The 17,161-nt window shown below is 47.3% G+C and carries 3 protein-coding genes; all 3 read left to right on the plus strand.

The annotated features are described in order from the left end of the window. Positions 1-97 precede the first annotated feature (97 nt). The 3 genes from BUB08_RS08945 to BUB08_RS08955 are packed head-to-tail and all read left to right on the plus strand — an operon-like array spanning position 98 to position 17,023. Positions 98-13,834, plus strand: coding sequence for an HYR domain-containing protein (locus BUB08_RS08945; protein WP_073000987.1), 13,737 nt, complete (start codon positions 98-100; stop codon positions 13,832-13,834). A 21-nt stretch (positions 13,835-13,855) separates the two neighbouring features. Continuing rightward, a complete protein-coding gene (locus BUB08_RS08950; RefSeq protein WP_139249660.1) occupies positions 13,856-14,932 on the plus strand; it encodes a PorP/SprF family type IX secretion system membrane protein in 1,077 nt (358 codons plus the stop codon). Positions 14,933-14,968: 36 nt separating this feature from the next. Further along, positions 14,969-17,023 carry an OmpA family protein gene (locus BUB08_RS08955; RefSeq protein WP_073000990.1) on the plus strand — a complete coding sequence of 685 codons (2,055 nt, stop codon included), beginning with the start codon at positions 14,969-14,971 and terminating at the stop codon, positions 17,021-17,023. Positions 17,024-17,161 lie beyond the last annotated feature (138 nt).

Here is a 17,161-nt window from a genome sequence, read left to right on the forward strand (position 1 = left end):
ATCGTCTTTATCGTTAACTACGGTTTATTATAACCGCAAGTTCGCGCAAACACTGCGCGCGCTAACTTATTGCATAGAAACATAATAAAATCCTATAATGAAAAAAATCAAATTCAATTGTATCAGCAGAACAACGTTGTTTCTTCTGCTTGCTTTTTCTGTTTGGTTTAGTCCCCGCGTGCAGGCTCAAAACTGCACCGTAAATTCAGGGGTGCATCAAACAATTTGCGAAAATGAAGTGCTGACCCTGTACGGATCAGTATCTGGCGTGCTCGAAGAAGAGAATGCCGTAAAATGGACCCAGGTAGCCGGGCCTAGTGTAGTTATTGAATCTCCTACATCGATAAGGACGGAAGTAACCGGCATAACTCCGGGAGACTACACCTTTCGTTTATCCACAACCTGTTTAGACGGGTCACTGGTTTACCAGGATGTTACCAATACGGTTTTGCCCATAACCGAAAGTTATGCGGGAGAAGACCTGGTTGTTTGTTCCGGCGGTGCAGTTCTGAATGCTGCTGCACCCGGTCAAAACGAAACCGGCCGATGGATAATAATCGAACCGAACCATGGAATTTCGATTACCGACGAAACTTCTGCCACATCTTCGCTAACGGCAGACGAATCCAGTTCAGGAGAAACCAAACTGGTTTGGGTTATTACCAACGAAAACCATTGCTCCAGTCAAGACACAGTTTCGGTTTTCAACCTTGGCGGAGAAGCGGTTTTTGCGGGTCCCAAAAGGGAAATCAGCAATTGTTACTCTGTAACTCAAAACACACAGCTTAGCGGCTCATATGCAGGCAGCGGAATTAACGGCCAGCAGGGAACATGGACGCTGGTCAGCGGACCAAACATTCCGGTCATATCAAACATTCACAACAATGTATCTCCAGTATCCAACCTCATCGAAGGAACTTATATTTTCAGGTGGGATGTGGAAGGGACCTGCCAAAACGGAACCGCAAACGACACCATTGTTGTGCCCCCGTCAACTTCTGATGTCACTAACGCCGGAGGGACTTCACGCACTAACATTTACTGCGACGGAACAACATCTATTGTTCTCTATGGAACTTTCCCGCAGTACACAAACGAAACCGTATTTTGGGAAAAAGTAAGCGGTCCTGATCCGGTAACTATTACCACCCCCGACAACCACGTAACAAGTGTTGAAGGACTTGACGGTAGCAGCGACTACCGGTTTCGCTATACCATTTCCAATGCGCTAACAAATTGTTCCAGTTCCGGAACTGTGGACATCCGATACGCAGAAGGCCCCTCTCTTGAAATTAGTACTTCGAGAATAGATTTGGCCTGTGGTGAGGCTGTTGCATACATTCCCTACAGCTCCAATGGCGACGGGATTGAATCCTGGAGCATTGTTAGTGGCCCGGAAACTGACGCCTATCCCGTTTTACCAACATCATATGAGCGAATAATCGAAACTTCTGGTATAGTTGCTATTCCGGGATTAACATCTTCCGGAACTTACATCATTCGCCTTCGAAAGGCGGCAGCCCAGGGCACGCAGTGCGAAGCAGCATTTGCCGACGTTGCAGTTGTGGTTTCCAGAGAGTCTTCCCTTTCAAATGCAGGAACAGATCAGCTTCTTGCGTGTAACGTAGATACTACATCATTGGCAGGGAATCCGCCACTGGCAGGCGAAGGAACCTGGAGCCAGGTTTCCGGGCCAGGGCAGGCAACTATCAGCAACATTAACGAACCGGGGGCTAAACTTTCCAACCTCATAAACGGGACATACACATTCAGGTGGATTGTTTCCGGCGGCCCGTTCTGTTCAAGCAATCAGGACGATGTTATTGTTATAGTTGCGAACAATACCCCGACTCAGGCTCAGGCGGGCGAAGATCAGGAGGTTTGCGTAAATACACCGGTTTATCTCAATGCCGACAGTCCTGTTTTAAACGAATGGGGCGAATGGTCGGTAATTCCGGAAGACCCTTCTATTGTTTTTAATGATAGAACTTCTCCCGATACTTATGTTGAAGGATTTCAACCCAACTTAAGTTACCAGTTGGTGTGGACCATTACCAATGCCTGTGGCGAAACCATTGATACAATGACAGTTACCACCAACGATACCAATGGTCCTATAATCGCCGATGCCGGAACTGACATCTGCCTTCCTTCCGGTACAACCTCATTTTCTTTATTGGGGAACGAACCGTCACTCACAGGTGAATGGACGCAGTTAAACGGAGCCGGAGCAACAATAACAAACCCGACAGCAGCCTCTTCAAATGTTACTGTAACAAGCGATGGAACCTACTATTTTGAATGGGCTATTTATGCCAACGGATGTAACCCGACACGCGATACAGTAAGAGTCACAATTGCTCCTGACGTTACAGAGGCAGTGGCAGGTGCAGACCAGGAAATCTGCGGAAACACTGCTGTTTTAAATGCGAACACACCGGTTTCAGGTACAGGAGAATGGCTGCAAATTGCCGGTCCGGGAGGAGCAATTATAACTGATAAAACATCGCCCACAACACAGCTTTCTAATTTAACCGATGGTGTTTATGAATTCGAATGGCTCATTTCAAACGGTGCCTGCGAGGATAGTAGGGACACCGTAAAACTCTTTGTATCCGAATCACCCATTCCGGCGAATGCAGGTTCCGACATGAGGGTGTGTGGTTCAACCAGTCTTTCGTTGCATGGTAACCCGGTTGCAAAAGGACTGTGGTCTGTGGTCAGTGGCCCTAACACTCCTACCATCTCAGACCTCTCCTCTCCAGACGCGACAGTTACTAACATGATAATGGGAACTTACAAGCTTAGCTGGACAAGCTACGGCGGAACTTTTTGTGAGTCCTCTGGCGATACGGTTGAAATTAGCATAACACCGGCTGCCTATGCCGGCGCTGACCAGGAATTCTGTGAAGCCACAACTTCAGTCAGCCTTACAGGAAACATTAACAGCACCGGCACCTGGACACAGGTAGGAGACACGCCAAATATTGCGACAATCTCTCCTTCGTCACCTAACACGGCAATCGCCTCCGATCTGGTATCCGGCACATACACATTTCAATACGAAATAAACGGCGAAGACTGCACTTCTACTGACGTTATGACCGTAACGCTTTACGCACCGCCTCCAATAGCCAATGCAGGTGGCGATGCAGAGTATTGCGATGCAACTTCGTTTACTCTCACCGGAAATTCACCGGAAGAATCAGATGGAGAATGGACAATATTGGTTGGCCCTTCCAACGGGAGTTTTAATTACGTTAATGATTCAGTAGCTGTATTTACACCTGACGGAAGTAACATATACGGCACTTATCTTTTTACCTGGAAACTTTCGAACGGTGATTGCCAAAACGAAGACCAGCTGCGTATTAACAATTACGCACCGGCATCGGGTAATGCAGGCGAAGACATTACGTTAAGCTGCGAATCATCTGTTTTCCTCGATGGCGTGCTGAACGCAGGCACCGGGAACTGGACTTTTATTTCCGCCACGGGAGATGCCCCGACACCCACAATTATTTCTCCGGTTTTGCCCGGCACCGAAATCACCGGTCTTGGCGCGCAAAGCAATGGAGACCCCGCGGTTTACGAGTTTGAATGGACCATTACCAACGGCGCTTCTTGCGAAATCGTAAAAGATACCGTAACAATAACCGTTTATCAGGCTCCCACCGAAGCTTTTGCCGGAAACGACGCAGAACTTTGCAACGCAGAAAACTACGCGCTGAATGCAACCAGTCCGACGGTGGGAACAGGAGAATGGGTTGAAGTAAAAGGTCCCAACAGCCCGACAATTGCCGATGTTAATTCGGCGAGCACAACCGTTAGCGGATTAATTCCGGGAACATATACATTCTATTGGGAAACAACTACAGAATTTTGTTCATCAATTGATTCGGTTATAGTAACCAATTACGAAGAGCCATCCGACCCTGATGATTTAGTTGATTTTGAAGTTTGCCAGTTCGAAAACCTGGTTTTGTCCCAGACAACTCCGGCTTCCGGCTCAGGAAAATGGTCGCAAATTTCAGGGCCTTCAGCAACTATTTTGAATCCCCAATCGGAAACGACACAGGTTGTTGGAATACAAGCCAACTCAGATTACACGTTCCGGTGGACAATCAGCAACGGAGTTTGCGCTGAAAAGACCGATGATGTAACGGTTACCGTGCTCGACCAGCCAACCATGTCCAACGCCGGAGCAGACCAGTTTTTCTGCAATCAAACAGTTACTACACTGAATGGGAATGAACCGGTTGTTGGCACAGGAACGTGGACCGTTGAATCATCTACCGGTGGCACTCCGGCTTTTGCAGATGCAAATTCATACAACACCGAAGTTTCCGGGTTAACAGCGGGCGACTACACTTTACGTTGGACAATCAGTAACAACAACGCCTGCAATACCTACGACGAAATGCAGGTTACTGTTTATCCTGACATAACGATTTCCACCCCGGTTGGAGGCGAAATTTGCGCCGGCGGAACTTTCGAACTTTCGGCAACAGCAAACGGCGGTACAGGAGCTTACAGCTATCAGTGGCAAGACAGTATTTCCGGTGGAAACTGGGCTGACATAGCCGGTGCAACGTCTGCTACGTACACTACTCCCGGCTCTCTCGCCTCCGGAACTTACTATTACAGAGTAGTCGTTTCCGACTGTAATACAATCATTTCAGAAGAAGCTGAAGTAGTTGTAACACCGGACGTAACTATTTCTGTTCAGCCGCAGGGAGCCACTCTTTGTCAGGGCTCAAGCCACACCATGAATGTTAGCACTGATGATGGTGTAAACGTTACATACCAGTGGCAACAAAGTTCAACAGGAACAAGCGGATGGTCAAACATTTCAGGAGCGACTGCTTCAACATATACAACTGATGCATTAAGCTCAACCACTTATTTCCGCGTAAGAATAAACGACAACGGAAATGGCTGTGCTAACCGCACATCAGCCGTTGCCACAGTAAATATTCCGGGGATTACAATTCAGCCGGAAGGTGCTGTGATTTGTGATGAAGGTACGCATACCATGACTGTTTCCACACAAGAAGGTGGCGGACTGGCTTACTCCTTCCAGTGGCAGCAAAGCACTACCACCGGAGGCCCCTGGACTGATATTGCCGATGAGACTTCGGCCTCGTACACAACCGGAAATCTTTCAACCGGCAATTACTATTATCAATGCATAATTACTCCCACAACTCCTGATTGTGCTCCGCTCACTTCTTCTGAAGTTCATGTTGAAGTTGTAACTGACCCACAGGTTACCGATGAATCAGGCGATGCTACTATTTGTTCAGGAGGAACAGCCACCCATTCGGTTACTGTTGCCGGAGGAACAACCGGCCAGTATTCCTATCAGTGGCAAATTTCTACCACCGACTGCAACACAGGTTTTACCGACATTTCAGGAGCAAACTCGGCAACTTACACAACGCCTGCAATTACTACTACCGGCACCTATCATTACCAGTGCGTCATTACACAACCACAGTCGGGCTGCGAAGTTGTTTCGGCTTGTAAAACCGTTACTGTAGTTGATGATCCCCAGGTTGACATCCAGCCTTTGGGAACAACCATTTGCAGCGGAGAAACACACAGCATGAATGTTTCGGCATCAGGCGGTACCGGGGCTTTCAGCTACCAGTGGCAGGACAGTATTTCCGGAGGAAGCTGGACTGATATTGCTGGAGCAACAGCAGATGCATACACAACAGATGCCCTTACCACAAAAACCTATTTCAGGGCCGTAATCGAACAGGAAGGAGTTGGTTGTGACGTTATTTATTCTGATGCAGCAGAAGTTGCTGTTCCCGAAATCAGCACTCAGCCCACGGGCGGATTTGTTTGCGAACAAAAAGCAGACACGCTCAGCATATCGGTCGATGCAGGAAGCGCAACATTAAATTACCAGTGGCAGTCAAGTGATTTCGACTGCAACTCCGGATGGTTTGACATTGCCGATGCAACCGATACATTTTATGTAACCAACAATTTGCCAGTCTCCGGCACCAGGTACTTCAGGTGCATTGTTTCGGTATCTACTCCCGATTGCAACGATCTCATTTCAGACTGTGTTCCGATTACCATTACCGGATGCGACCCGATAATCGGAGTTTCCAACCAGCTCGTTACTGTTGGCGACAACGGCAACGGCACCTGGGATGCACTGTTTACTGTACGTGTGCAAAACTACGGAGGCACCGAATTAAACGACATTCAGGTTACACAAAACCTTGACGACGCTTTCGGAGCAGGAAACTATATTGTGGAAGAAATCACAAGTACTTCTTTTGCTGTAAATACAGAATACGACGGAACATCCCGGACAGAAATGCTAACCCCGACAGGGAACAGCCTGCAGCCGGGTACTTCAACCGATATTGTACTAAAAGTTACGATACTTAATGAAGGAAACTACTCATTGTCTGCTACCGGAACAGGAGATTCTCCCGATGGCACAACAGTTTCGGACGTATCACAAAACGGTAGCGACCCCGACCCTGATCAGGATGGAGACCCAACCGCAAACAACGATCCAACGCCGGTAAGCACAAGTTGCACAAATGCCACCGCCAATGCCGGCCCCGATGCTCAAATTTGCGCCGGTTCAAACTGGCAGATTGTAGGAGCTGAAGTTAGTAACGAAAAAGATTTCATGTGGACAACTTCCGGAGATGGAACTTTCAACTCCACATCGCTGATCAACCCGGTGTACACCCCGGGCGCCAACGATATTTCCTCTGGTTCGGTTCAGCTTATTTTAATTGCCAACTCTTACGGCAGTTGCCCTGTTTATGAAAACGGGATGGAACTGATTATCCACTCCTTTGTTATGGCAGAACCTGCTGTTACCGATGCCAACTGCGACAGTAAGGAAAGCGGAACAGTTCAGCTATCTGTAATCAGCGGAGGAGCGGAACCATTTAACTACGAATTAAGTACCGGAGAATCAAACACTACCGGATATTTTGAAACCCTCGCAGCAGGTGGATACATTTACCGGGTTACCGACGCCAACGGTTGTGCGGTAAACGGTTCGTTTGAAATTGACGACCCCAATGAATTGGAATTGACCGTACTCGCTGAAAACGATGTAACATGTTACGGCGGAACCAACGGAAACGCAATACTGGAAGCCACCGGAGGAACTGCCCCATACACTTTCACATGGACCGGCGGAATTACCCCCGACGCCCCGAATGCCAACCCGAAAAATCTGAACAATTTACCTGCGGGGTTCTATGTAGTTACCGTAACCGATGCCAACGGATGCGTTGAAATTGAATCGCTCGAAATTGAAGAACCGGAAGAACTGAGCATCATTTTGGTTGACCAGGAAAATCCGGATTGTGACAACTCCGGCCAACTCCGGGTAAACGGAACAGGAGGAACTCCTCCCTACTCTTTCGCAGCGTCAACAGGAACTGTTTCGGAAAACACAATTAGCGATCTTTCTGCAGGAACAGTTACCATTACTATTACAGATAAAAATGGATGCACAGGTGAACTGTCTGTCACATTACACAACGATGACACCACAGAACCCACCTTCACTTGTCCGGCTACTCAAACGCTTTACGCCGATGACAACTGCCAGGCTACTGTTCCTGATTTAACAGCATTGGTTACCGATGCAGCAGACAACTGCTCAACAGGAAACATTACCATTTCACAAAGTATTCCTCAGGGAACTGTTATCAACAGCGACCTTTCAGTTACAATTTCTGTTTCTGATGAAAACGGGAACACTGCTTCCTGCGATGTTCTGCTGCTCGTTGAAGACAACACTGCCCCGGTAGCTGTTTGCAAAGACATCACCCTGAACCTCGACATGACCGGCACGGTGAACATCACGCCGCAGGATATTGACGGTGGTTCATCTGATAATTGCGGATTAGCTTCGCTGGATATCGACATCGCAACATTTACCTGCGACAACTTAGGCGAAAACACAGTGGTACTTACTGCTACTGATAATGCCGGAAATAGCGCTACCTGCGAAGCTACTGTTACTCTCGAAGATAACATCAACCCGGTACTTGATTGTCCGGCTCCGGTAACTTTAGTTGCTGATGCCGACTGCCAGGCACTGGTACCTGACTTCGCCACTGCTCTAAGCTCTAACAACTGCGGTAACGCAACGGTTACTCAAAGTCCGGCTGCCGGTACGGTTATCTCAATCGGGGTTACTACCGTTACAATTACAGCAACCGACGATTCAGGAAACTTTGATGAATGCCCGACAACAGTGACTGTGGTAGATGAAACAGAACCCACCTTCACTTGTCCGGCTACGCAAACGCTTTACGCCGATGACAACTGCCAGGCTACTGTTCCTGATTTATCAGCATTGGTTACCGATGCAGCAGACAACTGCTCAACAGGAAACATTACCATTACTCAAAGTATTCCTCAGGGAACTGTTATCAACAGCGACCTTTCAGTTACAATTTCTGTTTCTGATGAAAATGGGAACACTGAAACTTGCGATGTTCTGCTTCTTGTAAAAGACAACACTGCCCCGGTAGCTGTTTGTAAAGACATCACCCTGAACCTCGACATGACCGGCACGGTGAACATCACGCCGCAAGATATTGACGGGGGTTCGTCTGACAATTGCGGGTTAGCTTCGCTGGATATCGACATCGCAACATTTACCTGCGATAACTTAGGCGAAAACACAGTGGTACTTACTGCTACTGATAACGCCGGGAATAGTGCTACTTGCGAAGCTACTGTTACTATCGAAGACAACATCAACCCGGTACTTGATTGTCCGGCTCCGGTAACTTTAGTTGCTGATGCCGACTGCCAGGCACTGGTACCTGACTTCGCCACTGCACTAAGTTCTAACAACTGCGGTAACGCAACGGTTACTCAAAGTCCGGCAGCCGGTACTGTTATCTCAACCGGGGTTACTACCGTTACAATTACAGCAACCGACGATTCAGGAAACTTTGATGAATGCCCGACAACAGTGACTGTGGTAGATGAAACAGAACCCACCTTCACTTGTCCGGCTACGCAAACGCTTTACGCCGATGACAACTGCCAGGCTACAGTTCCTGATTTAACAGCATTGGTTACCGATGCAGCAGACAACTGCTCAACAGGAAACATCACCATTACTCAAAGCATTCCACAAGGAACTGTTATCAACAGCGACCTTTCAGTTACAATTTCTGTTTCTGATGAAAATGGGAACACTGCTTCCTGCGATGTTCTGCTGCTCGTTGAAGACAACACTGCCCCGGTAGCTATTTGCAAAGACATCACCCTGAACCTCGACATGACCGGCACGGTGAACATCACGCCGCAGGATATTGACAGTGGTTCGTCTGATAATTGCGGATTAGCTTCCCTGAATATTGACATCGCAACATTTACCTGCGACAACTTAGGCGAAAACACAGTGGTACTTACTGCTACTGATAATGCCGGGAATACTGCTACTTGCGAAGCTACTGTTACTATCGAAGACAACATCAATCCGGTACTTGATTGTCCGGCTCCGGTGACTTTAGTTGCTGATGCCGACTGCCAGGCACTGGTACCTGACTTCGCCACTGCACTAAGCTCTAACAACTGCGGTAACGCAACGGTTACTCAAAGTCCGGCTGCCGGTACGGTTATCTCAACCGGGGTTACTACCGTTACAATTACAGCAACCGACGATTCAGGGAACTTTGATGAATGCCCGACAACAGTGACTGTGGTAGATGAAACAGAACCTGCTTATGTATGCTCTCCTGCAATCAGCATAAACACTGACGAAGGAAGTTGCACAGCCGAGGTAGAACTCGTAACTCCGGAAATAAATGACAACTGCGATGCAGCTAACATTGAAATCCGGTTCAGGGTATTTAATCCCGACAACTCGGTAAGCCGCTATTTCGACGCAGCTTCTTCAACCAGCTACACATTCACGACAGGAATCAGCCAGCTAGAATGGAACATGACCGACCAGGCCGGCAACCTTTCTAAATGCTTACAGGAAGTAGTTGTTTCAGAAACAGAACTGCCTCAAATCATGTGTCCGGAAGGAACTGCATTCATTTTTGAAAGCAACGCCACCGAGTGTGGGTACACTGTTGCGGACGCCAGCCTTGATGCAACGGCAACCGACAACTGCGGCCTTGTTTCGTTGCAACACGATTTCTACGGAACCAGCAACCGCGGAAGCCTGCGTGGAGCCACATTCCCTACAGGAACAACTACTGTTACCTGGACTGCAACCGACATTAACGGAAACAGCAGCTCATGTTCAACAGAAATAACTGTTAACGACGTAACCAGCCCCGAGTTTGTGAACTGTCCGGAAGGGAACACACTTACAGTTGCTTTGTTCAGCGGAATATGCGAAGGCGGAACAACCTGGAGCACTCCGATTGCAACAGACAATTGCGGCGATGTTGTTGTTACGCAAACAGCAGGGCCGGTAAGCGGTTCTGTTCTGGCCGTTGGCAACTATCCCATCGAATATACTGCAACAGACGCTTCCGGAAATGAAGCAACTTGTAGCTTCACGTTGAATGTGATTGATTCCGAAGGGCCGGTGATTGTTTGTCCGACAGATATTACCGAAAACAGCGACGATGGCGTTTGCACATGGACAGCACCGGAACAAAGCCTTACTCCGCTACTTGCGGCCAGCAACTGTCCGTTCGACGTCACATACGAAATTACCGGGGCAACTTCTGCAACCGGAATTGATGACGCTTCAGGCACAGAATTCAACTCCGGAACCAGCACAGTGGCTTACACCATCACCGAGCCGGCAAGCGGACAAACCTGGAATTGCAACTTTAACGTAACAATTACAGATAATGAAAGACCACAGGTTACCTGTCCTGCGCCAATACTCGAATCAAACATTTCGGGATTGTGTTCAGCTGAGTTAGAACTTGATCTTCCTGAATATACTGATAATTGCGATGCCGATGCAACCATCCGCTACCTGGTTTATGGTCCCGACAACAGCATAAAAGGGCCGTTTAACGGAACAGAAAACACATTTGAATTCGGTATTGGAATTAGCCAGGTACTCTGGATTGTAACCGATGATTCAGGAAACGAAACCACCTGCACGCAGGAAGTTACAATTACAGAATCTGATGCACCGGTATTGCAATGTACCGATCAGGACGAATACATATTTAACAGTACACCGGGACTTTGCGGTTACCGGATTCCGGACACCAGCTTGGATGTTTCGGCAACCGACAACTGCCACTTACTAAGTGTTAATCACAATTTCGGCGGCTGGGGCGTTCAAAACAGCCTCGAAGGCGCTGTGTTCCCGGTAGGTTCAACAGAAGTTACCTGGACAGCTGCCGATGCCTCCGGAAATTCGGTAAGTTGCAGCTTCACCGTTACTGTTATCGACAACGAAACACCGGAATTCATCAATTGTCCGGAAGGAAAAACCTTTACAGTAGGACTGTTCACAGGCGCATGCGAAGGCGGTGCAATATGGAGCATCCCGGTAGCATACGATGCATGTTCAGACGTAACAGTAACACAGATTAACGGGCCGGAACAAGGCAGCGTACTTGGCGCCGGAACTTACACTGTTGAATACGAAGCAACCGATGCCTCAGGAAATTCAACTACCTGTGGATTCAATGTTATTGTAACAGATACCGAAGAACCCGTAATTGTTTGTCAGCCCGACATTGAAAAAACTGCAGACGCAGGAACCTGTACGTGGAAATCACCTGCAAACAGTTTATCACCACTACTGGCAAACAGCAACTGTCCGGCCTCGGTACGCTGGCGTATCACCAATCCTGACGGATCCTACTCCACCGGTTTTGACGACGCAAGCGGATACACTTTCGAGCCCGGAACCAGTACGGTACATTATTCCATTACGGAAAATACCAGCAATCAGCATTGGGACTGTAGCTTTAAGGTTACCGTAACCGACACAGAAAAACCGGCGATAAATTGTCCGGCAGCTATTACAGTAATGGCACCTCCCGGACAATGCGAAGCTGACATCGAACTTGAAGCTCCCGATTTTTCAGACAATTGCACTGAAGATTTGGCAACCGTTACATTTGTTGTTTATGCACCTGATAATTCGTCAAGCGAAGAAATTTCAGTAACAACCGCCACAACAACTTACCGTTTTATGGAAGGCATCAGCCGCGTAGAATGGAGAGTAACCGATGCTGCCGGCAACCCGTCGGTTTGCTGGCAGAGCATTTGGGTTAACAGCGACAAAGAATCGCTTACTCCGGATGCCGGGGCAAATGCTACTATTTGCGAACAGGATTCGTTTGAAATAACAGAAGCTTCGGCGCCCGATTATGCAACAGTTACATGGACCACAAACGGAACCGGATCATTTGTTGATGCAACTTTGGCAAACCCTGTTTATGTTCCGAGTGAATCTGATATTCTCGACGGATTTGTGGTACTTACCATAACCGCTTCGTCAAGCTGCGAAAGCGTATCTGATTACATGGTGCTTTCCATTACTCAAACGCCGCACATATCGGCAGGTAACGACGCCGAAATCTGCGAAAGCGATACGTACCAGCTTAACGGAAGCATCAGCAACAACAGTTTTGCTGCGCAATGGGAAACTCGGGGAACAGGAACATTTAACAACCCGACTGCTTTTAACCCGGTTTATACCCCGGGCGCAGAAGATGTCGAAACCGGATTTGTTACGCTTGTGTTCAGGGGAATTTCGTCAGGCTCGTGCGATGATGCAGTGGATTCACTCCGACTGACCATCCACCGTCAACCGGCAATATTTGCAGGCGAAGATGCTTCTGTTTGTGGAGGCGCATCGTTTACATTGACAGATGCTACACTTGAAAACGCAACGGCAGTAATCTGGACAACCAGCGGAACAGGAGCTTTTACCGACAGAAATGTCATCAATACAACTTACGTTCCGAGCGAAAGTGACATCATTAACGGAAACGTGGTGTTAACAGCAACCCACAATTCCAATAATCAGTGCGCTACTGTTTCTGACGAAATGGTTCTGACTTTCTCCAGGCACCCGGAAGTTGAAGCAGGCAATGACCTTTTCATCTGTTTCGGAGAAGAGGCTGCAATTACCGGAGCAACAGCATTAAACGTTAGTTCAGTAGTATGGAGCACAAACGGGAAAGGCACCATTGAAAGCGCCACTTCGTTAACTCCGCAATACATCCCCGCTCCCGGCGAAACAGGAGAGATTACACTAACTGTTACCGCAACAGGCAACGGATCGTGTGTGAGCGAAACGGCTTCGGATGATATTGTTGTCACAATTTACAAAGAGCTGATTGTTGACGCAGGAGATAACGACACCATTTTCCACAACTCATCGGAAAGGCTGAGTGTTACTGAACAAAATGGGTCAGGTTCATACCTCTACTCCTGGCAGCCGGCCAACCTCGTTCTCAGCAGTAACTCGGGCTACACAGAAACAACAAAACTTTCTGCAACGCAGGAATTTAACGTTACGGTGAAAGATGCCGTAACCGGATGTGTTGCCTACAGCAGCAAAACAGTTGTTGTGGAAAACAGCTCCGAAAATATGCTGAACATCTTTAACGGATTCTCACCAAATGGTGACGGCACTAACGACAATTGGCAAATCGAAGGAATTGAGAAATTCCCGGATAACGAAGTGCTGATATTCAACCGATGGGGAGACAAAGTGAAGGCACTGAAAAATTACGACAATGTAAATGTGGTGTGGGACGGAACCAACAACAGGGACGAACTGCTCCCCGACGGCACCTATTACTACATCGTAACGCTGATAAAGGAGACCAAATCGTACACCGGCTGGGTTCATATTCGAAGCGAAAATTAAGCATCCTGAAAAATCAGATAATTGAATTACAAGAAAGAAATAATGAACAAGATGAAACAAATCCGGCAAGATTTTCAGGTTCAGGAAGGCTCCGGCCTTCCTGAAGCCCGCCGGCAGGAAAATTTCCATAGCGTGATGCCGTTGGAGCGTCGAATACCTTTTAGAAATTACAATAACAAAACGATGAAAAAGATACTTCTGGCTTTTATTTTACTCATGAATTTAACAGCCTTTGCACAGCAGGATGCCCTGTTTTCGCAATACATGTTTAACAAACTTCTTGTAAACCCGGCATATGCCGGCAGCAGAGAAGTATTTTCGGTTGACCTGCTCAACCGTTACCAGTGGCTGGGGATTGAAGGGGCGCCGCGAACAATTTCGCTTTCGGCCCATACAATTTTAAAAAACAAGAAAGTAGGATTGGGAGGATACGTTTACCGCGATGAACTCGGGCCAACAATTGACCAGGGGTTTATGGCAACTTACTCCTACCGGATTCGCACACAAAACGGATGGTTCTCTTTTGGTATTCAGGGCGGATTAAAATATTTCGATTTTGATTGGAACGCAATTAACACGCAATACCCCGACCAAATGTTTATGCCCGAAGATGTCAGGAAGATTAGTCCGGACGCCAACATTGGCTTTTACTACCAGAGCCCCCGTTTTTTTGCAGGGATCTCGTCAAAGCAGCTACTGGAAAACGAGTACGGCGTCGTAGAGGTTGACGGAAAAACAACGTTTTCGAGGCTCGCAAGGCACTTTTACGGAATGGCAGGATGGGCAATTCCGATAAACGACAGGATGACTTTCAGACCATCGGCTCTGGCAAAATACACAAAAAATGCCCCAGCCCAGGTCGACCTTAACGCCAGCTTCATCTTTAACAATGTTTTTTGGCTGGGAGCCTCGTTCCGTACCGAAAAGGCGGTGGTATTTTTAACAGAATTTCAAATTGCTAAAAGTATCCGGCTGGGCTATTCATTCGATTTATACCTGAACGAACTGCAGTTGCACAACCGGGGTTCGCACGAATTCAGGCTTGGTTTTGACCTGCCCAGGAAAAATGAAAGGATGAAAACACCGCGTTATTTTTAATAAGAACAAGGTTTAACACAAACTGAAATTTTGATCATGAAGAAAATAAATATAATTCTGCCTTTGTTGCTCTTTGTTTTTAGTATGCAGGCATTTTCACAGATAAAAAAAGCAAACAAACATTTCGAACTTTTTCAGTACGCCGAAGCAATTCCCTACTATTTAAAGGGAACCGGGTCTGAAGATGCTTCCGAAAAAAGTTTATCGACACAACGGCTGGCAGACTGTTACAGGCTCACCAGTAATTTTGAGGAAGCACGTAAATGGTACGAAAAAGCTGTTATGTGCAACAATACCGACCCGGTTAACTATTACTACCTGGGGCAGTCTCTCCGAAGTTTAGGCGCCTACCAAAAAGCTGCCGATGCTTTTCAAACGTTCAACGAACTGCTTCCCGACAGTTTAAACGGAGAGCAGTACTACCAATTTTGTATAGAAATACAGGATTGGCTCGATTTGCCCGAAATGGCCGAAATTAAAAATGCACAGGCACTCAACTCTGCCTACTCTGATTTTGGCCCGGCGTTTTACAAAAACGGTCTGGTTTTTACTTCCGACCGCAGAAAAGATGCGCTGGACAACAACACCTACGGCTGGACAAACTTCGGCTTTTTAAACTTGTACCATTCCACGCCCGAATACGCAGATAGTTTTTGGGGCGCAATGGCAAAACCACAGTTCATGAAAGGGAATTTCAACCAGCCTTACCATGACGGGCCGGTTTGCTTTTCAGCAGATTTTAAACGGATATGCATAACCCGGACCACAACCAAAAATGCCCGGAAAGACAAAAAGAAAATAAAAACCTACCTGTTGCAGATGTATTCGGCAGACATCGACAACAACGGAAACATTTCTAAATACAACGCATTCCCGTTCAACAGCAACGAGTATTCGGTGGCTCACCCAACGGTTTCAAAAGACGGCACACAAATCATTTTTTCTTCGGATATGCCCGGAGGTTTCGGAGGTTCTGATTTGTACATCACCACGTTGGTTGACGGCAACTGGACAACGCCAGAAAACCTGGGCGAAAAAATAAACACTCCCGAAAACGAAGTATTTCCGTTTTGGGCCAACGACTCGGTATTGTTTTTCTCTTCTGAAGGTCACCTGGGATACGGCGGCCTGGATATTTTCCGCTCGATTATAAACGGCAACCAGTGGTCAGAACCAGAGAACCTGAAAAAACCGGTTAACTCTTCGTACGACGATTTTGGAATTGCGGTAAACGAAAAACTCGAAAGTGGATTCTTCAGCTCTAACCGTCCGGAAGGAAAAGGTTCCGACGACATTTACGCTTTCCGCAACCTGAGATTTGCGCCGAAGAAAAAAGCAGAGGACGACAGGCTGATTGTCAGCGGTTCGGTAAGAAACAAAAAAACCATGGCTCCACTCGCCAATGCCACTGTGTTTTTCCTCGACCCAGAAAATGGCGACGTTCGAATATTAAAATCTGACGACAACGGCAACTACGAAACCGAAGCGGAATACGGAAAACCTTACATCGCCAAGGCTATGAAAAACGGCTACATTTACGATTGTACCTATTTCCGTACGCCGAATAAAGGAGAAACTCCGGCAACTCAGGTTCCCCGCGACTTGCTGTTAGAAAAACTGGAAGTGGATCAGATTTTCACCATCAAAAACATTTATTACGATCTCGACAAGTGGTTTATCAGGGAAGATGCGAAACCGCCACTCGACAAATTGGTGAAATTCATGAAACAATACCCGGTTCAGGCAGAACTGTCATCGCATACCGACTCGCGGGCATCGTTTGAATACAACATGGAACTGTCGCAAAAACGTGCCGAAGCTGCCGTAAGGTACATGATTCTGCAAGGGGTTTCCCCATCAAGAATAACTGCGAAAGGTTACGGCGAAACAAAACTGGTTAACAATTGTGCCGACGGAGTGGAGTGCACAGAAGAGCAGCACCAGGCCAACCGGAGAACAGAGTTTAAAATTACGGGGGTTCGCACACCGGCAATCGGCAACGGAGAATTCAACCCCGACATTTTTAAAGAAGGCGACGTTATTAATGTAAATATGCTTCCGGCAGATTTTTTTGAAACCTGTCTGGAATAACTTTATAAACCTGCACACAAACAGAAGAACCATCGGTTTTAAAAACCGTTTCGGTTTGAGGATTGCAGAAGGCCACAACCTTCTGCTCAGCCGGGAAGCTTTTTTGCTTCCCGGCTTTTTATTTTGCGAAATCGGCAA

This window comes from Mariniphaga anaerophila (genome assembly GCF_900129025.1).
Classification (GTDB): domain Bacteria; phylum Bacteroidota; class Bacteroidia; order Bacteroidales; family Prolixibacteraceae; genus Mariniphaga; species Mariniphaga anaerophila.